The 24,843-nt window shown below is 70.5% G+C and carries 22 protein-coding genes and 1 pseudogene; 10 read left to right on the forward strand and 13 right to left on the reverse strand.

Annotation, left to right across the window (positions count from 1 at the left end; genetic code table 11):
* Positions 1-19: 19 nt before the first annotated feature.
* The 3 genes from ACFWHU_RS34185 to ACFWHU_RS34195 all read right to left on the reverse strand — a co-directional run bounded on the left by ACFWHU_RS34185 (position 20) and on the right by ACFWHU_RS34195 (position 3,984).
* Positions 20-1,396, reverse strand: a complete 1,377-nt coding sequence (locus tag ACFWHU_RS34185) for a cytochrome P450 (protein WP_387229770.1) — start codon at positions 1,394-1,396, stop codon at positions 20-22.
* 226 nt (positions 1,397-1,622) lie between these two features.
* Positions 1,623-3,185, reverse strand: a complete 1,563-nt coding sequence (locus ACFWHU_RS34190; protein ID WP_385795753.1) for an MDR family MFS transporter — start codon at positions 3,183-3,185, stop codon at positions 1,623-1,625.
* A gap of 49 nt (positions 3,186-3,234) precedes the next feature.
* The gene (locus tag ACFWHU_RS34195; RefSeq protein WP_387229772.1) at positions 3,235-3,984 is read right to left on the reverse strand and encodes a TetR/AcrR family transcriptional regulator; all 750 of its coding nucleotides are present in this window, start codon (positions 3,982-3,984) and stop codon (positions 3,235-3,237) included.
* Positions 3,985-4,423: 439 nt separating this feature from the next.
* On the opposite strand from ACFWHU_RS34195, the gene ACFWHU_RS34200 reads away from it, so the two are divergent.
* On the forward strand, positions 4,424-5,581 hold the full coding sequence (locus ACFWHU_RS34200) for a fatty acid desaturase family protein (RefSeq protein WP_387229774.1): 1,158 nt from the start codon (positions 4,424-4,426) through the stop codon (positions 5,579-5,581).
* Here ACFWHU_RS34200 and ACFWHU_RS34205 read toward each other — a convergent pair.
* The 4 genes from ACFWHU_RS34205 to ACFWHU_RS34220 form a co-directional block, all read right to left on the reverse strand.
* Complete coding sequence (locus tag ACFWHU_RS34205) at positions 5,578-6,339, reverse strand: fibronectin type III domain-containing protein (RefSeq protein ID WP_387229776.1); 762 nt, start codon at positions 6,337-6,339, stop codon at positions 5,578-5,580. The genes ACFWHU_RS34200 and ACFWHU_RS34205 overlap by 4 nt on opposite strands.
* Positions 6,340-6,452: 113 nt before the next feature.
* A complete protein-coding gene (locus ACFWHU_RS34210) occupies positions 6,453-7,052 on the reverse strand; it encodes a hypothetical protein (RefSeq protein WP_385795709.1) in 600 nt (199 codons plus the stop codon).
* 213 nt (positions 7,053-7,265) lie between these two features.
* Entirely contained in the window at positions 7,266-7,907 is a 642-nt protein-coding gene (locus tag ACFWHU_RS34215) for a histidine phosphatase family protein (protein ID WP_385795711.1), read from the reverse strand.
* 357 nt (positions 7,908-8,264) lie between these two features.
* Complete coding sequence (locus ACFWHU_RS34220) at positions 8,265-8,972, reverse strand: FadR/GntR family transcriptional regulator (RefSeq protein WP_387229778.1); 708 nt, start codon at positions 8,970-8,972, stop codon at positions 8,265-8,267.
* A 171-nt stretch (positions 8,973-9,143) separates the two neighbouring features.
* On the opposite strand from ACFWHU_RS34220, the gene ACFWHU_RS34225 reads away from it, so the two are divergent.
* The 5 genes from ACFWHU_RS34225 to ACFWHU_RS34245 all read left to right on the forward strand — a co-directional run bounded on the left by ACFWHU_RS34225 (position 9,144) and on the right by ACFWHU_RS34245 (position 16,419).
* A complete protein-coding gene (locus tag ACFWHU_RS34225) occupies positions 9,144-10,421 on the forward strand; it encodes an SLC13 family permease (protein WP_385795715.1) in 1,278 nt (425 codons plus the stop codon).
* A 52-nt stretch (positions 10,422-10,473) separates the two neighbouring features.
* Positions 10,474-11,928: an acyl-CoA synthetase gene (locus ACFWHU_RS34230; protein WP_385795717.1), complete on the forward strand. Its 1,455-nt coding sequence runs from the start codon at positions 10,474-10,476 to the stop codon at positions 11,926-11,928.
* Positions 11,921-13,297, forward strand: a complete 1,377-nt coding sequence (locus tag ACFWHU_RS34235; protein ID WP_385795719.1) for a carboxyl transferase domain-containing protein — start codon at positions 11,921-11,923, stop codon at positions 13,295-13,297. Before ACFWHU_RS34230 ends, ACFWHU_RS34235 begins: the two co-directional genes overlap by 8 nt.
* 63 nt (positions 13,298-13,360) lie before the next feature.
* On the forward strand, positions 13,361-14,377 hold the full coding sequence (locus ACFWHU_RS34240) for a DUF2510 domain-containing protein (protein ID WP_387229781.1): 1,017 nt from the start codon (positions 13,361-13,363) through the stop codon (positions 14,375-14,377).
* Positions 14,378-14,928: 551 nt separating this feature from the next.
* Entirely contained in the window at positions 14,929-16,419 is a 1,491-nt protein-coding gene (locus ACFWHU_RS34245; RefSeq protein WP_387229783.1) for a UDP-N-acetylmuramoyl-L-alanyl-D-glutamate--2,6-diaminopimelate ligase, read from the forward strand.
* 48 nt (positions 16,420-16,467) lie between these two features.
* Here ACFWHU_RS34245 and ACFWHU_RS34250 read toward each other — a convergent pair whose 3' ends face one another.
* A complete protein-coding gene (locus ACFWHU_RS34250) occupies positions 16,468-16,875 on the reverse strand; it encodes a nuclear transport factor 2 family protein (RefSeq protein ID WP_387229785.1) in 408 nt (135 codons plus the stop codon).
* A gap of 217 nt (positions 16,876-17,092) precedes the next feature.
* Here ACFWHU_RS34250 and ACFWHU_RS34255 point away from each other — a divergent pair, with 217 nt between their 5' ends.
* Positions 17,093-17,944 carry an NmrA family NAD(P)-binding protein gene (locus ACFWHU_RS34255; RefSeq protein ID WP_387229787.1) on the forward strand — a complete coding sequence of 284 codons (852 nt, stop codon included), beginning with the start codon at positions 17,093-17,095 and terminating at the stop codon, positions 17,942-17,944.
* Positions 17,945-18,002: 58 nt separating this feature from the next.
* Complete coding sequence (locus ACFWHU_RS34260; protein ID WP_385795728.1) at positions 18,003-18,464, forward strand: DUF5954 family protein; 462 nt, start codon at positions 18,003-18,005, stop codon at positions 18,462-18,464.
* Between the two features lie 82 nt (positions 18,465-18,546).
* Here the strand turns inward: ACFWHU_RS34260 and ACFWHU_RS34265 are convergent, their stop codons facing one another.
* The 4 genes from ACFWHU_RS34265 to ACFWHU_RS34280 form a co-directional block, all read right to left on the reverse strand.
* Positions 18,547-20,301: a transglycosylase domain-containing protein gene (locus ACFWHU_RS34265; protein ID WP_387229789.1), complete on the reverse strand. Its 1,755-nt coding sequence runs from the start codon at positions 20,299-20,301 to the stop codon at positions 18,547-18,549.
* Between the two features lie 150 nt (positions 20,302-20,451).
* Complete coding sequence (locus tag ACFWHU_RS34270) at positions 20,452-21,687, reverse strand: ATP-binding protein (protein ID WP_387229791.1); 1,236 nt, start codon at positions 21,685-21,687, stop codon at positions 20,452-20,454.
* Between the two features lie 2 nt (positions 21,688-21,689).
* Positions 21,690-22,430: a two-component system response regulator CseB gene (gene cseB / locus ACFWHU_RS34275; RefSeq protein ID WP_387229793.1), complete on the reverse strand. Its 741-nt coding sequence runs from the start codon at positions 22,428-22,430 to the stop codon at positions 21,690-21,692.
* The gene (locus tag ACFWHU_RS34280) at positions 22,430-23,197 is read right to left on the reverse strand and encodes a hypothetical protein (RefSeq protein ID WP_385795736.1); all 768 of its coding nucleotides are present in this window, start codon (positions 23,195-23,197) and stop codon (positions 22,430-22,432) included. The genes cseB and ACFWHU_RS34280 overlap by 1 nt, the downstream gene beginning before the upstream one ends.
* 158 nt (positions 23,198-23,355) lie before the next feature.
* Here ACFWHU_RS34280 and ACFWHU_RS34285 point away from each other — a divergent pair, with 158 nt between their 5' ends.
* Entirely contained in the window at positions 23,356-23,676 is a 321-nt protein-coding gene (locus ACFWHU_RS34285; protein ID WP_387229795.1) for a hypothetical protein, read from the forward strand.
* 34 nt (positions 23,677-23,710) lie between these two features.
* Entirely contained in the window at positions 23,711-24,643 is a 933-nt protein-coding gene (locus tag ACFWHU_RS34290) for a MerR family transcriptional regulator (RefSeq protein WP_385795740.1), read from the forward strand.
* An 84-nt stretch (positions 24,644-24,727) separates the two neighbouring features.
* Here the strand turns inward: ACFWHU_RS34290 and ACFWHU_RS34295 are convergent.
* Positions 24,728-24,843, reverse strand: a pseudogene (locus ACFWHU_RS34295) (ABC transporter ATP-binding protein); the annotation flags it as partial.

The raw sequence follows: 24,843 nt of genomic DNA on the forward strand, positions 1-24,843 counted from the left end.
CGCCGAGGAGAGCCCCCGGTCAGGCGCTCCGCAGCGTCGCGCGTACCGGGACACTCGGCTGGAGCGTCAGGCCCGTCTTCGGCGTGATCTCACCCGGGTCCAGGTCGAGACGGAACCGCTGCGCGAGCGTGGCCAGAACAAGAACGGCCTCGACCGTCGCGAAGCGCGCGCCCAGACACGCCCTGGCGCCGCCACCGAACGGGAACCAGGCGTGGTCGGGCGCGGGCCGCGCCTCCTCGTCCCACCGCTCGGGGCGGAACTCGTCGGGCTCGGGGAACCACCGCTCGTCGCGCTGCGCGCTCCACTGACTCGCCCACAGCACCGTCCCCTCCGGAACGGGCCGCCCGCCCAGCGTGGAGCCGTCCTTCGCGATCGCCGTCATCAGCCACACGGGCGGGTAGAGGCGCAGGGTCTCCTTGATGATCTGCTCGGTCCAGCGAAGATCCTTGAAGTCGTCGAAGCCCGGCGTACGGCCGTCCAGGACGTCGGCCAGCTCCTCGGCGAGCCGCTCCCGCGCCTGCGGATTGCGCGAGAGCAGATACCAGGCCCAGGTCAGCGTCGTCCCGGTCGTCTCATGGCCGCCGATGTAGAGGGTGACGGCCTCGTCCCGGATCTCCTTGTCGCTCAGCCGGTCGCCCTGCTCGTCGCGCGCGGCGAGCAGCCTGCTGAGGAGGTCGTCACGGTCCGCGCCGCTCAGGTGCCGCTCCTCGGTCACCCGGTTCACCTCGCTGTCGATGACCGCGACGGCCTTCTTGAGCCGTTGCCGTCCCGGCGTCGGGATCCACGAAGGGAGGAACAGGGTCAGGCCCCTGAACTCGTCGCCGATGGCCTGCTGCGCGATGTCCATGGCCGGGCCGATGGTGTCCTCACGGCCCGCCGTGTCCGTGCCGAAGAGGGTCCGTACGGCGATGCGCTGCGTGAGGCCCAGCATGTCCCGCCGTACGTCGATGTGCCGGCCCGGCTGCCAGGTGTCGGCCAGCGCGGACGCGCAGTCGGTCATGGTGACCGCGTAGCTGCGGACCTGGCGGGGGCGGACCACCGGCTGCACCAGTGCGCGCTTGCGCCGCCACGCGGCGCCCTCCGAGGTGACGACGCCGTCGCCGAGCACCAGCTTGAACGCCCAGCCGAGTTCGGGGTGGCGGTAGTCGGTCTCGACCTTCTTGAGCAGCTCCCCGATGTGTTCCGGCTGGGACAGGAACAGCGCCCGCTGCGGGCCGAGCCGCCAGGAGACGACGTCGCCGTGAGCGCGCAGCCGGGCGAAGAAACCGAGCGGGTCACGGGAGAAGGCCGGGAGATTGCCGATCAGCGGCAGTTGCCGGGGGCCGGGCACCGGTGTGGCGGAGAGCTCTGGTCCGGGCGTGTCGTGGCCGGTGGGGGAGGACGTACCCGTGGTCATCTGAAGTCCTAGGCGCTGGAGGCGGCGTACCGATGTTCCGTACGGCATCAGCAAAGCCGCCACGCGCGCCGCGCGCCAGACGACATTCGGCCCGTGATCGCACGACCGCGGTCCGAATCCGGCGTGCGACGGGGCCCGGCGGGAGTGCGTGACACAGAAGTTCCCCCCACCGCCGAACGGCGGTGGGGGGAACGGTACTTCGGCTTCGGGCCTCCTCGGCCCCGGCTCAGCTCACCGGCGTCGGCGCGGACGGCTTGTCGCCTTCCGCCGCCTGCTTGGCCTCCTCGGCGAGCCGTTCCATGCCGCTGGTCGTCTTCAGCGGCTTCTCCTTGATGAACACCACGGCCACCAGCGCGAGCGCGGCGAACGGGGCGGCGACCAGGAACAGGTCCGCGGTCGCCAGACCGTACGCGTTCTCCACGATCTCCCGCATCGGCGCGGGGAGTTTCGTCACGTCCGGCACGGCGTCGCTCGATCCGCCGGCCGCCGCTCCGTCGCCCGTTCCCAGGCTCTTGGCCATCTCCGAGGCCACCCGGTTGGCGAGGATGGCGCCCAGGACGCTGGTGCCGATCGTGCCGCCCATGCTGCGGAAGAACGACAGTACGGAGGTGGCGGCGCCCAACTCGGAGGCCGGGACGTCGTTCTGGGCCGCGAGGACCAGGTTCTGCATCAGCAGGCCGACGCCGACACCGAGAACGGCCATATAGAGGCTGAGTAGTCCGAAGCCGGTGTCGGCGTCGATGGTCGACAGCATGGCCAGACCGGCGGTCATGATGATGCCGCCCGCGACCAGATAGACCTTCCACTTGCCGGTGGAGCTGATGAGCTGGCCCGCGACGGTGGACGAGACGAGCAGGCCCAGGATCATCGGCAGGCCCATCAGCCCCGCCACGGTCGGGGACTTGCCGAGCGCGATCTGGAAGTACTGCGAGAGGAAGACGGTGCCGCCGAACATAGCGACACCGACGAGCAGGCTCGCGATCGTGGTGAGCGTGACGGTGCGGTTGCGGAAGATGGTGAGCGGGATGACCGGTTCCGGCACCCGCGCCTCCACATAGACCGCGGCGACGAGCAGCAGCACACCGCCACCGGTCAGCGTGGCCGTCTGCCAGGACGCCCAGTCGAACTGGTTGCCCGCCAGGGAGGTCCAGATGAGGATCGCGGAGACGCCGGCGACGATCAGGAACGCGCCCAGGTAGTCGATCTTCACGTCCCTGCGGACGGTCGGCAGGTGCAGCGTGCGCTGGAGCAGCGCGATCGCGATCAGCGCGAAGGGCACACCGATGAAGAAGCACCAGCGCCAGCCCAGCCACGAGGTGTCGACCATGACACCGCCGACCAGCGGTCCCGCGACGGTGCCGACGGCGAAGACCGCGCCGAACATGCCCGCGTACTTGCCCAGTCGGCGCGGCGGGATCACGGCCGCCATCACGACCTGTGCGAGCGCGGTCAGACCGCCGGCGCCGATGCCCTGCATCACACGGCTGAAGATGAGCAGTTCGACGCCCTGTGAGAACCCGGCCAGCAGGGAGCCGACGACGAACATGCCGAGCGAGAGCTGGAGCAGCAGCTTCTTGTTGTAGAGGTCGGAGAGCTTGCCCCACAGGGGCACCGTCGCGGTCATCGCGAGCAGTTCGGAGGTGACGACCCAGGTGTACGCGGACTGGCTGGCGCCCAGGTCGGCGATGATGCGCGGCAGCGCGTTCGCCACCACGGTGCCCGCCAGGATGGCGACGAACATGCCGGCCATCAGCCCGGACATCGCCTGGAGTATCTGCCGGTTGGTCATGGAGGTGGGCGCCTGGTCGGGCGCCTCGATTGCGGTCAAGGTGGCCTTCTTATGATTCCGTGGAACGACGGTCGGAGGGACCGTCGTCGGTCTGTGCGGGCGGTTGACTCAGCCCGGCGGAGAGATGCGTGAAGACGTCCCGGAAGATGTCGGGGAACGCGACCGGCGGAGACTGCGCGTACCAGTGCTCGACGGAGACTCGTACGGCCGTGCCGGCGACGGCGGCGAGCAGCCGCGGATACAGCCCGATGTCGGCGCCGCCACAGGTGTCGCCGTCGGAGGCCCCGGTGTCAGAGGCCCCGGTGTCGCTCCCGGCGCCGAGGTCGCCCCGCGAACCGCCGCCGGCGTCGAGCCGATTCGCGATGGTCCGCGCCAGGTCGAGTTCCTCGGCCATGTGCAGGCCGAGACCGCGGGCCAGCAGATGCGGGGACTTCTGGAGGACCTTGGCGCGCAGGCTCCACACCTCGTGCCGCTGCTCGACGTCGGCCAGCTCGGCGGCCATGGCCTCGCGTACCGCGTCGAGGGGGGACAGTTCGGCCGGGGCGTCCCTTACGGCGCACCGGATCCGTTCCCCGATCTGCGTGTCCATCATGACGAACGCGTCGTCGTGGCTGTCGAAGTAGTTGAAGAACGTCCGCGGGGAGACACCGGCGGCGTTGCTGATGGCCTCGACAGTGACGTTCTCCGCGCCGTGCTCGGCGGCGAGCCGTACGGCCGCCTCACTCAGCGCCGCACGCGTGGCCTGTTTCTTGCGCTCCCGGAGACCCGCTCCGGCACCCTTGGTCGTCACACTTTGCATGGTATGCAAATGTGCAGTCTCTGCAAAATTAATAAAGGGCGCGGCTGTGCCGGTCGGCGCTCGGAATGGTATTGGCGCTGTTCAGAAACCGTTTGCGGCCCATTGTCCGTGCGGTGTAAGAATCACAATTCCCGCGCAGGCTACACTGGAGATCAGGAGGCCCCAGCCCCTGACTTCCCGCTGCCCCATGAGTGTGGGCAGCAGCACTGGTCCTCGGTGAGGATGTCAGCGGCATTCGCAGCGGCCATACCCAGTTGTCGCGTCGCCGGAGTGGTCCACGTCCAACCGCACGCAGTGATCGAACTGCGTGATGCAGTCGCCCACCCGTCCACGACCGGCAGCGCCGTCCCCCCTGGCTTGTGTCCCCACCTGCCAACCTGCCTGCCGCGCCGTCATACACCGGCACACGGTCGTGACCCATTTCGAAAGGCGTGGCCGTATGTCAGTCAACACCGCCGGTACCGTGGAGGATTCCGCGGTAACGGAGCCAGGCGCGGATGCCGCGGGTGAGGCCGCGGAACAGGCGTGCAAGGAGACGGGCAGCGACTTCGCGCGACTCTCCAAGAAGATCATCGCGGCCGGTCTGATGCGGCGCCGGCCCTGGTACTACGCCTTGCGCATCGGCATCATCACCGCCCTCTTCGCCGCCGGCTGGGTCGCCTTCGCGCTCGTCGGCGACAGCTGGTGGACGCTCGCCGTCGCCACCTACCTCGCCGTGGTCTTCGGCCAAGTCGCGCTCGTCGCTCACGACGTGGGCCACCGTCAGGTGTTCCGGCTGCGCAAGGCAAGTGTGCGCGCCGGGAAGATCGCCGGAAACCTCGGCATCGGCATGGGCTACGGATGGTGGCAGGACAAGCACTCCAGGCACCACGCAAACCCGAACCACGAGGAGTTGGACCCGGACGTCGTCCCCGACATCCTCGTCTGGACGCAGGGGCAGGCCAGGGCCGCCAAGGGGCTTCCCCGCCTCATCGGCCGCTCGCAGGCCTTCCTGTTCTTCCCGCTCCTCACGCTCGAGGGCTTCAACCTGCATGTCGCCGGTGTGCGCGCGCTGGCCAACCGCTCGCTGAAGCAGCGGACTTCGGAGGGCATCCTGCTCTTCACGCACTTCGCGCTCTACCTCGGCGCGCTGTTCGTGGTGCTGCCGCCCGGCAAGGCCATCGCCTTCCTCGCCGTCCACCAGTGCCTGTTCGGTCTCTACCTGGGCTCGATCTTCGCGCCCAACCACAAGGGAATGCCCACCCTGTCCGGCGACGACCGCCCGGACTTCCTGCGGCGTCAGGTGCTCACCTCCCGCAACGTGCGCGGCGGCTGGTTCACCGACATCGCGCTCGGCGGGCTCAACTACCAGATCGAGCACCACCTGTTCCCGAACATGCCGTCGCCGCAGCTGCGCGAGGCGCAGCCGATCGTCCGGCAGCACTGCGAGGAGCTGGGCATCAGCTATCTGGAGACCAGCCTGATCACCTCGTACAGCCAGGCCCTGCGGAGCCTGCACGACGCGGGCGCCCCGATCAGGGAGTCGGCGGCCGCCAAGGCGGACGTCGAGGTCGACATCGAGCCCGAGACCAAGGCCGAGGTCAAGGTCGACGCCTAGGCTTCGGGGTCCGGACCCGTCGTGAGATGGACGACGTTGGACTGCTCGCCGTAGGCGAAGGCGCGTACGCGGTACGACGCCCGCTTCTCCTCGGGCAGGGTGATCAGTCCGAACGAATTGATGTCCGGATTCAGTAGTGCCACAGGCCGGTAGCCCTCGCTGCCGGCCTGTCGTACTTCCAGGAGGTAACCGTCCTCGCCGGCGGCGCGGTCCGTCCAGGTGAAGTGGATGCCGGTCGCGTGCTTGACGGTCGGTTCGAAGTCCGTCGGGGCGGCTGACGCGTTAGCGTCGGCGCCGCCCGCGCCACGCGCCGTCAGCGGCGCCGTCCGCACCTTGGGACCTTTGACCGTGCGGGGAGTCATCCACTCCTGGTTGTCGGTGAGTTCCTTCTCCGAGGGCTCACCCGGTGGCAGGGACACCTCGACCGCCGCGGACGCCGGACCGAAGTAGGGGCGCAGCCGGTAGTAGAAGGGCGTCTCGGGCATCAGATCCGGATGCCGGTACGTCGTACGGCCCGGCGGCATGAACTCCAGCACCGTGTACGGGCCCGCCTTCTCCGTCGCGAACTCCACCGCCCGCCCCGCCACCGCGGGCTCGTCGTCCTTCCAGCGCAGTGTGATGTCGATGGGGGAGTCGAGCGTCGCCGCGAGCGGCGCCGAGGCATCCGGCTCGCTCCTCTCCTCCGGGGACGAGGAACAGCCCGCCAGCGTCAGGACGGTGAGGGCCGCGGCGTTGGCGGCGCGGAGTCGAAGAGGCACGGTGTCCGTCCTTCCGGGCTGTGGCGCGTGTGGGAGTGCCCGGTGACCGCGCGGCATGCGCTAGCGGGGCGTCGCGCCGCGCGGTCACCGGGCCGGGAGGTGCCTCGACCGCCTTACTTGCGCCAGAACTTGACGCCGCTCCACACCACGGTGGCCGGTCCGCTGCCGCTGTTCGTGCGATAGGCACCGAACTTGTCGTAGAAGCTGCCGCCAGGACTCGCGTAATTGTGCTTCAGCGAGCCGTTGATGTACGTACGGTGCTCGCTGCCGACCTGGTGCACGGTGTTCACCCGCACGGTCGCGCCGACCGTGCCCGCGTTGGACAAGGTGGCGCCGCCGTGGACCGCGTACAGGCGTCCGCCGCGCTCGCCGGCCAGCATGAAGAACGGCCCGGAGGCCGATTCGTTGAACGTCTGCTTCAGGCTGATACGGGTGCCGCCCATGCTCGCGATCCGGAAGTAGCCCTCGAACTGCCGGGTCCCTCCGGTGTAGGTGGCGTACCGCCGCTCGGCGCGCTGGTCGCCGCTGCCGGTTGAACAGGTGAGCGTGAAGGTCAGGTTGTCGACCTGGCCGCAGCCCCTCTCCTGGACGGTGAAGGAGGGTGACGTCGAGGTCCACCCTCCGGGTTCGACTTCCGCGTATGCGTTCGGCGCCGTCAGCAGCATCGCTGTGGCGGCCGAGAGAACAGTGACGGTGCGCTTGATTCTGGGCACGTCTCGTTTCTCCGTTTCGGTGGGGGCATCGCGCTGGAGTCGCATCAGAGTAGAAGTGTCCACGTCAAGCAACAAGAGATTCAGCGGAACTTCACAAGGTTCATGTTCATGAAAGTGCATTGGTAATGAAAGGTGCATATAGCAACGCCCCGCCGGTCATATGCGACCGGCGGGGCTATGTATATGAACGAGTTTTCCGGGTGCGGCCCGTCGTCAGGCGCTGTGCGGCAGGTCCTGGACGGTGCGCAGCAGAGTCTCGGGGAGCGCCAGATTCCATGCGGTGATGACCGGGTTGCCGTGTTCCGTACCGAGCCTGGACACCGTTCCGGTCTCCAGTTGGAACAGCGCTCCCTCGGCCGCGGTGAGCCCGAGATAGCGAGCGGTGAGCACCCGCAGGAAGTGTGAGTGGGCCACGAGCGCGATGTCCTCGTCGCCCGCGCGTTCGGCGGCGGCACGGACCTCTGTGAGCACGCGGTCGGCGCGGTCGCTGACGTCCGAAGGGCTCTCGCCCGGATGGTCGCCGGGTCCCGGCTTCGTCCCGTCCGTCCAGAGGTTCCAGTCCGGGAGCGTTCGGCGGATCTCCTCGGTGGTCACGCCCTCGTATCCGCCGTAGTTCCATTCGTGCAGATCGGGACTGATGCGGGTGGACCGCAGCCCGGCGAGTTCGGCGGTGCGACGGGCCCGCGCGAGGGGGCTGACGAGGGTCACACCGATCCGCCGGTCGGCCAGCAGGGGGACCAGGGCGCGGGCCTGGTTCTCACCGTGGGCGGTCAGTGGCAGATCCGTGTGGCTGGTGTGCTGCCCGGACAGCGACCACTCGGTCTCGCCGTGTCTGATGAGGATCAACTCGCCCATGGGTGCTGTCCGTTCGTTCGTACTGGGGCGTACTGAGGAGTACTTGGAGCTCTGATGCGCGGGCCCTCGTGCGGCTGAGCCGATCTTCGGGCCGGTCCGGCTCCACGATCCCATCACGCCGGGCTCCGTGCGCCCGGGGGCGCGCCCGGCGCGGGAGCGCGTGCCCGTGGTGCGACTCACAGGCCCCCACCAGGCGGAGGGAACACCGTGCCGTGGTTGAGCGTTCATCCATATGTGGTCGCGGAGGTAGAAGTGACGGCTCCGCGGCCACCCTGAACGAGCCCCGGCTGGTCCATCCCCCGAACCAGCCGGGGCTCTCGCCGTCCCGGCCCAGGGGCGGAGTCGGGGCCGTACGGCTCAGGCGTCGTCGCCCGGATTCCAGTCCAGCAGGCGCACCTTCGCCACCGTCCGCACATGACGGCGCATCGCCGTCGCCGCCGCCTTGCCGCGCTGCGACTCGATCGCTTCGAGAATCGCCCGGTGCTGGGTGAGCGAGCGGTGCGGGCGGCCCGGCTGGCGCAGCGACTCGTTACGGCTCTCGGTGATCTGCTCGGCGATGGAGCGCATGAACTCGGCCAGCAGACCGCTGTGGGCCGCCGCCGTCACGGCGGCGTGGAAGAGCCGGTCGCCCTCAACGCCGGGACCGCCCGCCTCGATCTCCTCGGCCATGTGATCGAGCGCGCCCCGCATGGCGGTCAGATCGTCAGCGGTACGTCGCTCGGCGGCCAGTTCGGCGAGTTTGGTCTCCAGCGCCTCGCGCGCCTCAAGGACGTCGGGCAGCCGGCGCTTGCGTTCCACGAGCTGTTCGACCGGTTCGGCGTCGAGGCTGTCGCGGACGAGATACGTACCGCCGCCGTGCCGTACCTCGACCAGTCCCTGTACTTCGAGGACGACGATCGCCTGCTTCACCGACGCGCGGCTGACGCCCAGTCGCGCCGCGAGTTCACGCTCGGGCGGCAGTCGGTCGCCGGCCCGCAGATCGCCTTCCGCCACATGGTGGCGGAGCCTGTCGAGGACCTGTTCGTACAGTCGTGGCCGGGTCATCGGCCGCAGTGCGTCGGACACACGAACCCCCCATAACTGGTCGTTCGCAGCCTAACACCGGGCGGCCAAGTGGCTGAGCCAATTCCTGTCGAATCCCTTGACGCCTCGGTGGACCGGTGTTCAAAGTGGTCCAGCCACTTGGCCAATACCGCTTGGCCAGTAATCAACGGCCCCAGGGACGGGAGCCCCCCGATGTCCGCCGAACTGATCTCGATCCTTGTACTTGTGGTCGTCTTCGTGATCGCCACGACCCGCTCGATCAACATGGGCGCGCTCGCCTTCGCCGCCGCCTTCGGGGTCGGCGAACTCGTCGCCGACCTGGACGCGGACGGTATCTTCGCCGGATTTCCCGGTGACCTGTTCGTCGTGCTCGTCGGCGTCACCTACCTCTTCGCCATCGCGCGGGCCAACGGCACCACAGACTGGCTGGTGCATGCCGCGATCCGGCTCGTACGCGGCCGAATAGTGCTGATCCCCTGGGTGATGTTCGCGATCACCGGAGCACTGACCGCGATAGGCGCCGTCAGCCCGGCGGCCGTCGCGATCGTCGCGCCCATCGCGCTGAGCTTCGCCGCGCGGTACGGGATCAGCCCCCTGCTGATGGGCGCGCTCGTCGTGCACGGCGCCCAGGCCGGCGGCTTCTCACCCATCAGCATCTACGGCTCGATCGTCAACGGTGTGGTGGAACGCGAGAACCTGCCCGGCAACGAACTCGTACTCTTCTTCGCCTCGCTCGTCGTCAACCTGATCATCGCGAGTGTCGTGTTCGTCCTGTTCGGCGGGCTGAAACTGAAAGGCCGTGACCTCGCCACCGAGGGCAGGGAAGCCGAGGCCAAGGACAGCGACGGCACCCTGGCGGCCGACTCCGCGCACCTCACCCCCGCCCGTATCGCCACCCTGACCGCCCTCGCGGCACTCGTCGTCGCCGTCCTCGTGTTCGACCTCGACGCCGGACTCTCCTCCATCACCCTCGCCGTCATCCTCAGCGCCTTCTGGCCGGACGCGAGCCGCAAGGCCGTCAGCGAGGTCGCCTGGCCGACCGTGCTGCTCATCTGCGGTGTCCTCACCTACGTCGGCGTCCTGGAAGAGATGGGCACCATCGACTACGCGGGCAACGCCGTCGGCGACATCGGCGTCCCCCTGCTCGCCGCCGTCCTGCTCTGCTACATCGCCGCCGTCATCTCCGCCTTCGCGTCCTCCGTCGGCATCATGGGCGCGCTCATCCCGCTCGCCGTGCCCTTCCTCGCCCAGGGCGAGATCGGGGCGGTCGGCATGATCGCCGCGCTCGCCGTCTCGGCGACCGTCGTGGACGTCAGCCCCTTCTCCACCAACGGCGCCCTCGTACTGGCCGCCGCACCCGATGTCGACCGGGAGCGTTTCTTCCGGCAGTTGATGGTGTACGGAGGCATCGTGGTGGCGGTGGTACCCGCGGCCGTGTGGCTCGTACTGGTGGTGCCAGGCTTCGGATGATCAGGTCACCCGGACGACCGGTCAGACTCGTCGACAGCAAGGAGAACGACGCGTGTCCCCTCTCTTCCCGGCCCTCGCCGCGGGTTCCACCCGGCCCGCACTCCAATTCGGCGACCAGGCGCTGAGCCACGCCGAACTGGCCACGGTGGCGGGCGCCCTGGCCGCCCGTATCGCCGGTGCGCCACGGGTCGCCGTCTGGGCCACGCCCACCCTCGGTACGGCCGTGGGCGTGGTGGCCGCGCTGCTGGCGGGAGTGCCCGTCGTGCCGGTGAACCCCAAGACGGGCGAACGGGAGCTGACGCACATCGTGACGGACAGTTCGCCGGCCCTCGTGCTCGCCGAACGCGGGGTCGAACTGCCGCCGATCCTGGCCGGGTTGGCGCGCCTGGACACCGACGTCACCGGTGTCCCGGGCGCGGCGGGTCCCGCCACACCGCTGCCCGCCGAGCCCTCCCCGGAAGCACCCGCGCTGATCGTCTACACCTCGGGCACCACCGGACCCCCCAAGGGCGTCGTCCTGCCCCGCCGCGCCGTCGCCGCCACGCTGGACGCGCTGGAGGACGCCTGGCAGTGGACCGAGTCCGACGTCCTCGTCCACGCGCTGCCGCTGTTCCACGTCCACGGCCTGATCCTCGGCATCCTCGGTCCGCTGCGACGCGGCGGCTCGGTACGCCATCTCGGCAGGTTCGCCACGGACGGCGTCGCGCGCGAGCTGTCCTCGGGAGCCACGATGCTCTTCGGCGTACCGACGATGTACCACCGCATCGCCGAGGCGCTCGCCGACGATCCCGCGCTCGCGAAGGCGCTGACCGGCGCGCGTCTGCTGGTGTCGGGATCGGCCGCGCTGCCCGTCCATGACCACGAGCGCATCGCGGCGGCCACCGGACGCCGCGTCATCGAGCGCTACGGCATGACCGAGACCCTGATGAACACCAGCGTGCGGGCGGACGGCGAACCGCGGGCCGGCGCCGTCGGCGTACCGCTGGCCGGGGTGGAGCTGCGGCTGGTCGACGAGACGGGCGCCGCGATCGCCGCGTACGACGGCGAGACCGTGGGCGAGATCCAGGTGCGCGGCTCGAACCTCTTCACCGAGTACCTGAACCGCCCTGACGCCACCGAGGCCGCCTTCGACGACGGCTGGTTCCGGACCGGCGACATGGCGATCCGCGACCCCGACGGCTACGTCCGCATCGTCGGCCGCAAGGCCACCGACCTGATCAAGAGCGGCGGTTACAAGATCGGCGCCGGTGAGATCGAGAACGTGCTCCTGGAGCATCCGGGGGTACGTGAGGCGGCCGTCACCGGGGAGCCCGACGAGGACCTGGGGGAGCGGATCGTCGCCTGGATCGTCCCCGCGCAGGCCGACGCCCCGCCGTCGGCCGAGGAGTTGGCGGCGCACGTCGGGGCTCAGCTGGCTTCGCACAAGAGGCCGCGCACCGTGCGGTATCTGGACGCGCTGCCCCGCAACGACATGGGCAAGATCATGAAGCGGGCCCTCCGTGGCTGAGCGGATGAGCGCGCGCCAGGCGGTCGCCTCCCTCACCGGAGCGACCCCGCAGGGCGCTCCGGTCGGCTTCACCGAACTGCCCACGCCGAAGGACACATCGGCCCCGGACGGCCCCCTGGCCTGGCAGGGGTACGACGAGTCCCGCGCCCGCGCGGCGAGGCGCACCGGCGAGGACGAGTCGGTCATCTGCGGCACCGCACGCGTCGGCGACACCGAAACGGTCCTGATCTCCTTCGAGTTCGGATTCCTCGGCGGATCGCTGGGGGAGCGCACCGGCGACCGGCTGGAGGCCGCGTACACCCACGCCCGCGAACGGCGGCTGCCCGTCGTCTCGTTGATCGCCACCGGCGGCAGCCGTATGCAGGAAGGCATGCTCGCCCTGCTCCAACTCCAGCGTGTGGCACGGCAGTCGGCGCTGACGAGGGCGGCGGGTCTGCCCCAGATCGCGGTGGTGCGCGACCCGACGGCGGGCGGTGGCTGGGCCACCCTCGGCGCCGGCGCCGATGTGATCCTGGCCCTGCCGGGCGCCCAGATCGGATTCGCGGGTTCGCGGGTACGGCCGCCGGACGCCGACCCGTACGCGTACACCGCCGAGGCACAACTGACGGCCGGTCATATCGACGCGGTGGTAAGGCAGGAGGACCTGCGGGGCGCCGTCGCCCGCTGGCTGGCGCTGCTGACGGGCGGTGCCAACGGGCCCGCTTCCGTAACGCCCGCCGAGCCCCCCGCCGGACTCGGTCACGCCGCACCGCCCGCCACCGGCTGGGAAGCGGTGAGCCTGGCCCGTGACCCCCGACGCCCCCGCGCCGAGGCGTACTTGGCCGCGTACTTCACCCACCGCGAAGCCATCCACGGCGACCGCGGCGGTGGCACCGACCCCGGAATGCTGTGCGGGTTCGGCGTACACCAAGGCCGTACGGTCGCCTACGCCGCTCAGTGCGGCACCGCGACCCTCCCGGCCGGCTACCGCACCGCGGCCAGACTGATCAGGCTCGCGGACCGGCTGGGGCTGCCCGTCCTCACGCTCGTCGACACCCCCGGCGCCGCCAACGACGCCGAGGCGGAGCGCTCCGGAGCGGGGGGCGCGATCGCGGATCTGTTCGCCGCAGTGGCCACGGCGCGCGTACCCGTCACCAGTCTGCTGATCGGCGAAGGTGGTTCCGGCGGAGCGCTGGCGCTGGCGGCGCCGGGCAACACATGGGCCACGCCGGACAGTTACTTCTCCGTCATCGCGCCCGAACTGGCGACGGCCATCCTCAAGCGGCCTCCCGAGGAGACCCGCGCGACGGCCGACGAACTGAAACTGCGCCCCCAGGACCTGCTGTCGCTGGGGGTGATCCGGGGGATCGTCCCACCGGCGGAGAAGTGAAGTCCGCCGATTTCTCATGGGCCTCTCACCAGGTTTGTCGGACCATATGCCTATGGTGAGTGGGTGACGCAGACGACTCCGCCCGGCTGGTATCCGGACCCAGGACATGAAGGTGAAGGCCCGCTTCAGGAACGGTGGTGGGACGGGTCGGCCTGGACCGACATGGTCCGCGCCGACTCGGCGACGGCCTGGAGCGCGCCTTCCGGACCTGGCGCACCTTCCGGCCCCGGCGCGCCCGGCCTGCCGCCCTACCCGGCGGCGCCGCCACCGGGCGCCGGCGGGCGCGGCCGGCGGATCGCCCTCGCCGCCACCGCGGCCGTCGTGGTGCTGGCCGTCGTCGGAGGCTTCCTGCTCCTCCAGGACGACGGCGACAGCTCGCCGGACAACGCGAGTTCGACGCCGTCGACCGCACCCAGCAAGCCGGGTCAGGAGCGGCCGGCGCCGGGCGAATCGCAGCCGCCCGGCGGCCCCGACGCGCCCGACGGAGGCGGCGGTGGTGGCGAGGACGGCGGACCCCAGCAGGAGATCCCGACCGAGGACGGCTACGCCACCGACATGGCCAGCGGCATCAGCATCCCCGTGCCGGACGGCTGGAGCGGCCAATCGGGGCCCGTCGGCGCCGGAGTGAGCACCGGGGAGCACCCGTGCCCGGGTAACCCGGACGAGTCCTGCGTACGCGGCGGGGTGAACTCCGTCCCGGCGATCGCACTGGAGATCAAGGCCACCACCGCCAAGGCGGCGGCCGAGGCCGACATCAAGAAGAACGCCGAGGAGTCCTACGGCGGCGAGAGCTACGGAGAGATCTCCTCGCACGAGGAACTGAAGTCCGAGGCGGTGACCGTCGCGGGCAAGAAGGGCTATCTCGTGCGGTGGAAGGTCGTCACCGGCAAGGGCGACGACGGGTACGTACAGTCGCTCGCCTTCCCGTCACCCGCCCCCGGCGCACAGGACATGCTGATCATCGTGCGCTCCGGATTCGACATCAACGACAAGGCGCCCAAGCTGCCCGTGATGGACGAGATCACCGGCGGCATCAAGGTCGCGGCGGGCGGCGGCGCCGGCGCGGGCGAGAAGGTCTGAGACCGGACCCCGTCCGAGCGGCGGGGGCCGGGCAGGGCGTACGGATCCAACCCAAGGCCGGTGTCCGGTCGTCACGACCGGACACCGGCCTCCGGCGTTCTCGCGGCACGCCTCCGGTGCTTCGGCCGGGTCGCGCGGCAGGTGGGCCGCGCCTGTCCCCGATCGCCGGACGGGCCGCACGCGCGGGACGACGGAGCCGGGACACTCTCGTGGGACGTACACTCCACTCATGGGTAATACACACGCCGCGACGGAGAGCCTTCGGCGTTCCTCGTGCGCGCAGTGTCATGCCCTGCACGGTCACGGCTAGCAACTTCGCCGCCGATTCTCGGCCTCCGGCGCCCGGTGGGACTCCTCCCCGAGGCGTCCTTCCGCTGTCCGCGCCTTCGCGCTGAGCCGCCCGCTCCCAGAGCCGCACCACTCTCCCCAGCGACACCCGCACTTCGCAACTCGCGCCCGCGCCGCACCCCCGCGACGTCTCGGCGTGCCGTCGGCGCCTCCAAGGTGGCCGCCGGGCGGCGACCGAGCCGTACCTTCGAGAGGATCCCCCTGTGAAGCTGAGCGAATTGCTCGTCGGGCACGACCACGAGATTCTGCAGGGCGACCCCGGTACGGTCATCACCGCCGGAACCTGCTTCGACGCCCACCGGGTGTCACCCGGCTCCCTGTTCATCGCGGTTCCCGGCCACCGCGAGGGCGGCCCCGAAGCCGTCGGCCCCGCGATCGCGCGCGGCGCCGTCGCCGTGCTCATCGACGGGGCGACGGCCGATCTGCCGACCGCGGCATGGATGTCCGACCCGGCCGTCTGCGTCGTACGGGTCCCGGACACCCGTACCGCGGCCGCCGTCGTCGCCTCCCGCTATCACGGCGATCCCGGCCTCGCGATGGACATGGTCGCCATCACCGGTACCAACGGCAAGACCTCCGTCTCGTACATGGTCGAGTCCGTGCTGCGGATCGCCGAGCAGGCCGTCGTCGGTGTCATCGGCACGGCGGGCAGCCGCATCGGGGACGAACTGATCCCCATGCCCCGCTCGGTTCTCACCACCCCGGAGTCCCCCGACTTCCAGTACCTGCTCGGTGTCATGCGAGACCGCGACGTGAGCACCGTGGTCCTGGAGGCCACGTCCATGGGGCTGTTGACGCACCGGATCGACCACTCGTACATCGACGTCGGCATCTTCACCAACCTCACCCAGGACCACCTGGACGACCACGGCACGATGGCGAACTACCGGGACGCCAAACTCCGGCTGTTCCAGGGGCTCTGCCGGCGGGCCGTGGTGAACGTGGACGACGCGGTGGGCGCCGGGATCGGTGCGCTCATGCCGGGCGCGGTGACCACGTACGCGCTGGACACCGACGCCGACTACCGGGCGACCGACCTCACGATGGACGCCTTCGGTACGCGCTTCACCCTGCACCACGCGGGGCGCAAGTACCCTGCGGCGATTCCCGTACCCGGCCGGTTCTCCGTCGCCAACGCGCTCGCCACCGTCGCCGCCTGCCATCTCCTCGGGCACGACCTGCGCGGGCTGGTCGCGGCGCTCGACACGATGCCGCCGGTCCCCGGGCGCTTCGAGCGCTTCGAGACCCCGCGCGGCACTTCGGTCATCGTGGACTACGCGCACTCCCCGGACTCGCTCGACAAGGTGCTGAGCACCATCCGCGACTTCGCCACCGGGCAGGTCATCACCGTGTTCGGCTGCGGCGGCGACCGTGACATCACCAAGCGCGCGGAGATGGGCGAGATCGCGGGCACCCACTCCGACCTGTGCGTGCTCACCTCCGACAACCCCCGCCACGAGGACCCCGAGGCGATCCTCGACCAGATCACGCCCGGGATCGCGGCCACCGGCACCCGCTTCGAGCGATACGCCGACCGCCGCGCCGCCATCGAGTTCGCACTGTCCGTGGCGGGCGAGAGGGACATCGTCCTGATCGCGGGCAAGGGGAGCGAGCCGTATCAGACCGTCGGCGACACGCTGATCCCGTTCAGCGACATGGCGACCGTGCGCGAACTGGCCGCCGTACAGGGCTGATCGCCGTACGCGACTGACAGCCCGGCGCCCGGACCGGGCGGGGGCTGCTCAGGGCAGCGGTTCGGCCATGGCGCTCAGATGGATGCCGACGAGCCGCCACCCGTCTCCGTCTCCGTCCCCGTCTCCATCTACGGCGGTTCCGGCCTTCGCCAGGAACTGGGTCGCGCGGAAGCGTCCGTCGGCGTCCCGGCCGTCGACGATGCTCTGCTGGCACTGCACACCGATGGCCACGGCCGCGTCGCCGTGCCGGCGCACCTCGACCTCCGTCCAGTCGAACGAGTCATGGATGAGGTCGCCCGAGGCGTACCGCTCCAGCCACCGCGCCTTGTCGAGGATGAATCCGCGCGGACCGACCCCGCGGAAGTCGTCCGCGAGCAGCCGGTCCAACGTGTCGATGTCGCCGTTGAGTTCGGCCTTCGCCCACCGTCGGCCGAACTCGGCCAGATCCCTGTCCATCCGCTCTCTCCCCGTCCGCCACACGTGCTCCGTCGTCGCCCCAGACTCCACCGGTACGGCTCAGGGCGCATCCGCTCGCCGGATGGCCCGCGACTACTGCGCGGGGAGTACCGGGGGAGCGCGGGGACGAAAGTGCTACCACCGGCGTAGACGCACGCTTATGCGAGTGAGCTTCACGGCCATGTCCGGCGGGGCCGCCCCGTACTTGACTGAACGCATGACACAGAACACGCACAACACAGAGAACACGCGGGCAGCGGCGGAGAGGACGACCCTGGTCACCGGTGGCACGGGCAAGACCGGACGGCGCGTGGCCGCCCGGCTCACGGAGCGCGGACTGCCGGTGCGTATCGCCTCACGCGGCAGCGAGATCCCCTTCGTGTGGGAGGAGCCCGACACCTGGGACGACGCACTGGACGGTGTCGGAGCCGTCTACATCAGCTACTACCCGGACCTCGCCTTCCCCGGCGCCGCCGAGACAGTCGGAGCCTTCGCGGAGCGCGCCGTCGCCAGGGGCGTACGCCGCCTGGTGCTGCTCTCCGGGCGTGGTGAGGAAGGTGCCCTGATCTCCGAGGGCAAGGTGCGGAGCAGCGGAGCGGATGTGACCGTCGTCCGGGCGAGCTGGTTCAACCAGAACTTCGACGAGGGCTTCTTCCTGGAGTCCGTGCTCGCCGGGGAGCTGGCGCTGCCGACCGGGGACGCGGTCGAGCCCTTCGTCGATGTCGACGACGTGGCGGATGTCGCCGTGGCGGCGCTCACCGACGACCGGCACATCGGCAGGACGTACGAGCTGTCCGGCCCCCGGCTGCTCGGCTTCGCGGAGATCGCCGGCGTACTGTCCCGGGCCACCGGCCGGGAGATCACGTACGCACCGGTCACGCTCGATGCGTACCGCGACTTCCTTCTCTCGGTGGGCGCTCCCGCCGCCTTCGCCGAACTGTTCGAGCTGATCAACGACGGGCGCAACGCGCATCTCGTGCACGGCGTCGAAGAAGCCCTCGGCCGTGAGCCCAAGGACTTCACCGACTTCGCCGCGGACGTCGCGCGCACCGGCGTCTGGCGGCCCTGACCCGGCCATATCGATGATTCCGCGCGCCGGTAGGCGCGGGGTGCGGCACGCTGGGGGTATGGACGCGAGCTCAGACGATGCATTCGACGACGCGGCGGCCCGGCGGCTGCTGGAGGTCGGGAAGCGTGAGGAGGAACTCCGCGAGGAGTTCCGGGTGGACGGCCCCGAGTGGGAGCGGATGTCCGTCTCCCACTACACGGCCTACGCCGCAATGATTCACGAGGAGGGCGGCTGGCGGCAGTTGTTCCCGGCCGTGCCCTTCGAGGAGGAGGCGCGGCTCGATCTCGGCGCCGTGCTGCGCGCGCGGGGCGCGCACGCGGGGGAGTTCGCCGGCCGTTTCGGCCGGGCGGCCGACGCGGTGGAACGTGGTGAGGACCAGGTGATCATCGCGGAGGACGTCTTCCGGATGGTACGGGTCGAGCAGACGGTCATCATGACGGGTCACGGGCCGCAGACCCCCCGGGCCGGCGACCGTGAGTTTCCCGACGAACTGGACGAGCGGCCCGGGGCCGGTGACTGACGTCCGGGACAGGGGGATCGAGTGCGCCGTCCCGCCCGAACGGGGGTGGGGCGGGGCGGCGCACTCCTTTCCTGACGTACCGTCAGGAACCTTTCACGGCAACCGGTTCGGCCGCCGAGGTCACCAGATAGGCGCTCCAGATCAGCGCTGTCGGGTCGTCCCCGACGTTCTTGAGCGCGACCTGCTTGCCCGTCTTCGCGCTCTCGCCGAACAGTCCGATCGAGGACACCAGGTCCGGGGTGGCACCGATGAACCATCTCGCCTTCCCGTCGTCGGTGCGGCCCGAGGCCCCCGTACCGACACCCACGTCCGCCGCTTCCGACAGCGGCGGCACGGACTCGTCCGGCCAACGGGTCTCTCCCGCCGGGCCCTTCCCCGAGACAGACGCGTGGGCGAATTTCGCGGCCACGCTGCCGATCACCCGGTCGCCGGTCGCGTCGGGCAGCTCGACGGTCCGGTCGCCGCGCCGCGCGGACTTCACGATCGACGGGGTGACCTTCTCGCCGTCGTTGGCCAGGGTGGCGTGGACCCCGGCCATCTCCAGCGGACTCGCGCCCATCAGCCCGAGGGACGTCGCCTGTGGTGCGGCGAAGCCGGCCTTGTCCGCGGTCATTCCCAGCCGCTTCGCGGTCCGCCTGATCGCACTCGCGTCCACCGCACCGTGGCCCCGCTCGGCCTCCATCCGTGCCGCGAGAGCCACGGGCGCGAAGGTGGGCCCCGCCTGGTAGTCGGCGCGTGTCGCGTTGTTCAGGTAGTGCCGCAGATAGTCGTCGCCGCCGTACAGCGCCACGATGCGGCCGGTCCTCGGATTCACGGACGCGGCGCCCACCTGCCGGTCCGGATCCGCCTTCGACTCCTTCGGCGCTTTCGACCGAGGGGCGGGGCCCGACGCGCCCAGCCCGGCGGCCACCGCCTCGCGCAGCGCCTGCTGCCTCTTCGGTTCGATGTTCAGCGTGATCCGCCAGCCGCCGCCCGCCAGTTCCTGCTCACCGACGCCCGCGGCGATCAGCTCACGCCGAGCGGTGTCCACCAGATAGCCGGCCTGCCCGGCCAGCTCCGCCGAGGCCTTCGGCTCCAGGGGCACCGGGAAACGCATCGCCGACCGGTCGTTCTCGTCGAGCCATCCCTCGCCGACCATGTTGTCCAGCACATAGCCCCAACGCGCCTTCGCGTTCCTCTTGTCGGCGGGGGAGGCGACGGCCCAGTCGTACTGGCTGGGCGCCTGGAGCAGTGCGGCGAGATACGCGCCCTCCTCGACGGTGAGGTCCTCGACCTCCTTGTCGTAGTACGAACGCGCGGCCGCCTGGACGCCGTACGCGAGGCGGCCGTAGTAGCTGCTGTTGAGATATCCCGCGAGAATGTCGTCCTTCGAGTTGTGCCGGTCGACCTTGAGGGAGATGAACAGCTCCTTCACCTTCCGGGTGACCGTCTGCTCCTGGCTGAGGTAGTAGTTCTTCACGTACTGCTGGGTGATGGTCGAGCCGCCCTGCTTGCCGCCGCCGGTCACCGTGCTGAAGATGCCGCGCGCCGTGCCGGAGAGTGAGACACCGGAGTCGCTGTAGAAGTCCTTGTTCTCGGCGGCGACGAATGCCTGGCGCACGTCCTCGGGGACTCTGCCGAGCGGTACGGACTCGCGGTTGACCTCTCCGGTGCGGGCGAGTCTGGTGCCGTCGGCGAACAGATAGACATTGCTCTGGGCCTTCGCCTGCTCATTGGCTCTCGGGATGTCGATGACCAGATACATCACGGTGAATGCCGCGATGAGCAGGAGGCACGCGGTGACGCAGGCGGCCAGAGCCTTGCGCCAGGTGAAAAGGCGACGGATACGCATACGCATGGTGTGATCCTCGGCGCCGAAGATCTTCGTCAAGGAGAAGGAACGTGTCGACTGGCGCGCGGAGATGTATCGGCCGTGTATCAGCGGTCCGCGGGGCGGCCGTGATGGGCGGTTCGTCCTCAACTGCCGGGCAGGGCAGGCGTGTTGTGGTCAATCGCCGGACGTGCCCTGCGGCAGCCGGAGAGTGGCCTGCGCCCCGCCGTCGGGCGCGTTGGCGAACGACAGTGCGGCGCCGATGACATGGGCCTGGCCCAGCGCGATCGTGAGGCCGAGCCCATGGCCCGTACCGCGCTCGCGCGCGCCGGTCCGGAAGCGCTGCGGGCCGTCGTCGAGCAGCGTGGCCGGGTAGCCGGGGCCGTGATCGCGTACGTCCACGGTCCTGCCGTCGTCGGACACCGTGATCTCGACGGGGGCCCGGCCGTGCCGGTGCGCGTTGACCACCAGGTTGGTGAGGATGCGCTCCAGCCGTCGCGAGTCCGTCCGTACCGTCGCCGCCTCGGTTTCCTGACCCGCCGAGAGGATCTTCGCGTCCAGCCCGGCGCGCGCCACGACATCCCTGACCAGCGGCTCCACGGGACACGGTGACAGATCCGCGTGCTCCGCCCCCGCGTCCAGCCGGGAAATCTCCAGCAACTCCTCGACCAGCGTGCTCAGCACCCGCACCCGGTCGCGCACATATCCGGCGGCCTCACCCTCCGGCAGCAGTTCGGCCGAGGTCACCAGACCCATCAGCGGCGTACGCAACTCGTGCGCGACGTCGGCGGTGAAGCGCTGCTCGCCGAGCAGCCGTTTCTGGAGCGCGCCGGCCATCGAGTCCACGGCCGTCGAGATGTCGGCGATCTCGTCGCGCGGACGCGCTCCCGCCGCGATCCGCGCGTCCAGGTCCCCGGCGGCGATACGGCGCGCGGTGCCGGCGGCGGTACGCAGCCTGCGGCTCATCCGGCCGGCGGTCAGCACCCCCAGTGGCACCACCACGACGGTGGTGATCAGACCCGCCACGACGATGCTCGCGTCGAGCGCGCCGATGTCCCGCATCGTGGTGGTGAGGTCGACCCGTACGGACAGGACCCGGCCGCCGGCGGGCCTGGCCGCCCACATCGCGGGCCCGGTGGAGCCGCTGGTGAACTCCGTTCCCCGGTGCCCCTCCGCGACCAGCTCCCGCAGACCGCCGGGCAGCCCCGGCGCGTCGAGGACCGCTCCCGACCCCTCGACATCGCCGGTCCGGGCGTAGGTCACCGCGGCCCGGTCGAGGGTGACACGGGCGGCCTCACGCGCCTGCGACAGCTCACGGTCCCGCGAGAACTGGTGCACCAGCACACCGACCGCCGCGGCGACCGCGCAGGCGGCAGCCGCCACCAGAGCGGCGATGCGCCATCTCAGGGCCACCGTCAGCGCCGCAGTTTGTAGCCGAAGCCGCGGACCGTCTCGATCCGGTCGGCGCCTATTTTCGCCCTCAGGCGCTGCACATGGAGATCGACCACCCGGGTGTCGCCGTGCCAGGCGTGGTCCCACACCCGGCTGAGCAGGGTCCGGCGCTCCAGTACGACTCCGGGTGAACCCGCGAACTCCAGGAGCATCCGCAGCTCGGTGGGCGTCAGCGCGACGATCTCGCCCGCGCGGCGTACCTCCATGCCACGGGTGTCGACCGTCAGGTCGCCGAACGCCAGCACGGCGGAATCCACTTGCCCGCCGTTGCCCGCACCCGTTCCGGCGGCGGCAGGGGTGAACGACGCCCGCCGCAGCAGTGACCGGATACGGGCGACGAGCACCGCGCTCTCGCACGGTTTGACCACGTAGTCGTCGGCCCCCGCCTCCAGACCCGCCACGACGTCCAGCGCGTCACCGCGCGCGGACATCATCAGGATCGGCGCCAGGCTCAACTCCCTCACCCGGCGGCACAGTCCGATGCCGTCGAGGTCGGGCAGCATGATGTCGAGCAGCAACAGATCGGGGTCGGTCTCCCGGAACATCTCGAGCCCGGTGAGTCCGTCCTCCGCCGTGGACACGGTGAATCCGTAGCGCTCCAGGAGCATCCGTACGGTGTTGCGGATCACCTCGTCGTCCTCGACCAGCAGCAGACGCGCCTCGGCCGCCGTGGCGGGCGGGGAGGAATGTGCCGACGACCTCATCACGGTGTCCGCTCCCCGGCGTCAATACCTGTCCGCGGCTTGGGAACGGGCCCGGCGTGTTGTCGCGGCACCGCCTTCTCGGGAGCCAGCGGGTCGGGCGCCCGCGTCCCGTCGTCCGACGACTTCCACGGGTTCTCGACGGTCATCACCTCGCCGTTCCACCGATAGCGGGTGGTCACGCGGCCGTTCTGGCCCGTCGAGGTCAGGATCAGGTCCGTGCCGAAGGTCTCGCCGGTGAGACCCTCGGGACCCCAGTTGATCAGCACCGGCCGCACGGTGTCGCCCGACGCCCGGTAGACCTGAATGAGGGTCAGCCCGGAGGAGGGTTCGTCCAGCGCCACCACCAACTCGTCCCGGCCGTCGGCCGTCAGATCGCGGTACACGGCGTCGCGCAGACCACACTCGGCCCCCGGGCAGTTCCGGAGCGCGACGCGCACGAACTCCGGCACGTTGGGGTCCTTCGCCAGCAACTTCCGCACCGGCACATCCTTCAGCCCGCCCGCCGGCACACTGACGTCACTCACCGGCAGATACGGCTCGAAGGCCAGATCGGCGTTCCCGTCCGTGGGCGGCACCGGCGGCGCGTAGTCCGGCCACAGCGGCGCCGATCTGACCGGCGGCGACAGCCGGGGCGCCGGACCGTCGTCCCGTGCCCCGGTCTCGGCGGCGCAGCCCGCGACACCCATGAGGGCCGCGGCTGCGGCAAGAGCGGCGAGGACGACGGGCCGCCCGAGATGCGAGGGATCGAAGTGGGGGAGACGGCGCATAGACAGGTCAGCGTACCGGGGCGGGTACGGCGGGCCCCGCGCGCGTCCGCCGGGGCGCCGACCGGAGCGGCCGGGTGGCCGGGGTCCTGAACATGCCGGCGAAGACGCCCGTATCCCTCTGTGCACCTCCGTCCCCGCCATGCCGAGGAGACCAGCCCATGAACGAGTACATCAATCTGCAAGCCCTCCCCGACGGTGAGGCCGAACTCCGCCTCGTCGTCCGTCTTCAGTGGGAGGACGTCGCCGCGCTCGGGCAGGAGGCCGGCCGACTGGCGCACCAGATGCAGCGCCCCGTGAGTCTCGACGAGGCGGTCAGCCACCGGCTGCGCACTCGCTCGGCCACACACGCCAAGCCCGCGCAGGAGCCGGGCCGGCCCGTCGGGGCGCCACCGGCCCCGGTGTCGTCGCTCGCGGGCCGCACACCGGGCGAACACGCCCGGCAGGCGATAGAGAAGATCAACGGGCCCGAATCGGCTTGAGTCTCCACCCGCTGGAAGCAGCAGACTCGGTCGCATGAACGACGACGGTCCGAACAACGACGGTCTGAACGACCAGCTCACCATCGGGCGGCTGGCCCGCCGTACCGGCATGTCGGTACGGACCATCCGCTACTGGTCCGACCTCGGGGTGCTGCCCCCGGTCGGCCGCTCGCCCGGTGGCTACCGGCTGTACGACGCCGAATCCGTGGCCCGGCTCGAACTCGTGCGAACACTGCGCGAGTTGGGCCTCGGACTCGACGACGTGCGGCGGGTCCTCGCGGGCGAGACGAGCGTCGCCGAGGTCGCAGCGGTGCATGTGGCCGCCCTCGACGCGCAGATCCGTGCCCTCAGGGTGAGCAGAGCCGTCCTGTCGTCCGTCGCCAAACGTGGTTCCACGACCGAGGAGACAGCACTCATGAACAGACTGGCCAGGCTCTCCGCCGACGAACGCAGGCGAATCATCGAGGACTTCACGGAGGAGGTCTTCGGTGATCTTGACATCGACGCCGAACTGCGCGACCGGGTACGGCGCGCCTCCATCGACCTGCCGGACGATCCGACCCCCGACCAGGTGGACGCCTGGATCGAGCTGGCGGAACTGCTCCAGGACCCCGAATTCCGTACCGGGATGCGGACGATGATGCGGCTCAACTCGCCGCTGCCCGGCAGCGGTGAACCGGCGCCGGGCGCCTCCATCTGGTTCGCGAAGCAGGTCGTCGAGGTCGTCGGCGAGGCGCGGGAACGCGGGGTCGAACCGACCGGACCGGAGGCCTCCCGGGTGCTCCACGACCTGTTCGGGGACGCAGACCCGGCCGAGGTGCTGCTGCGTCTGGAGGCCGGTTCGGCGGCGGGCGCCGTTCGGTACCGGCAACTCGTCGCGCGGGTGCGCGGGCGCGAGCCGCAGCCCGCGTACACCGACGAGTTCGCCTGGCTGGTCACGGCACTTCGCGCCGAGATCGCCGGCTGACGGGTCAGGTCACGCGGCAAGTCCCCCCGCCTCGACGGCCGGTGTGCGCGGGACCCGGCAGGCGGTGCCCTCGCCCGACACGACTCACACCCCCGAGGCGACGCTCTGGTGGATGGTGTCGCCGAGGTGGGCGAGGCGTTCGGCGACGGTGTCGACGGTGGGGTGGTCGATGTGTCCGGCGAGGCGGCCGTCGGCGAGGA

This window comes from Streptomyces sp. NPDC060366, from assembly GCF_042725135.1.
In the GTDB taxonomy this organism is placed as follows: domain Bacteria; phylum Actinomycetota; class Actinomycetes; order Streptomycetales; family Streptomycetaceae; genus Streptomyces.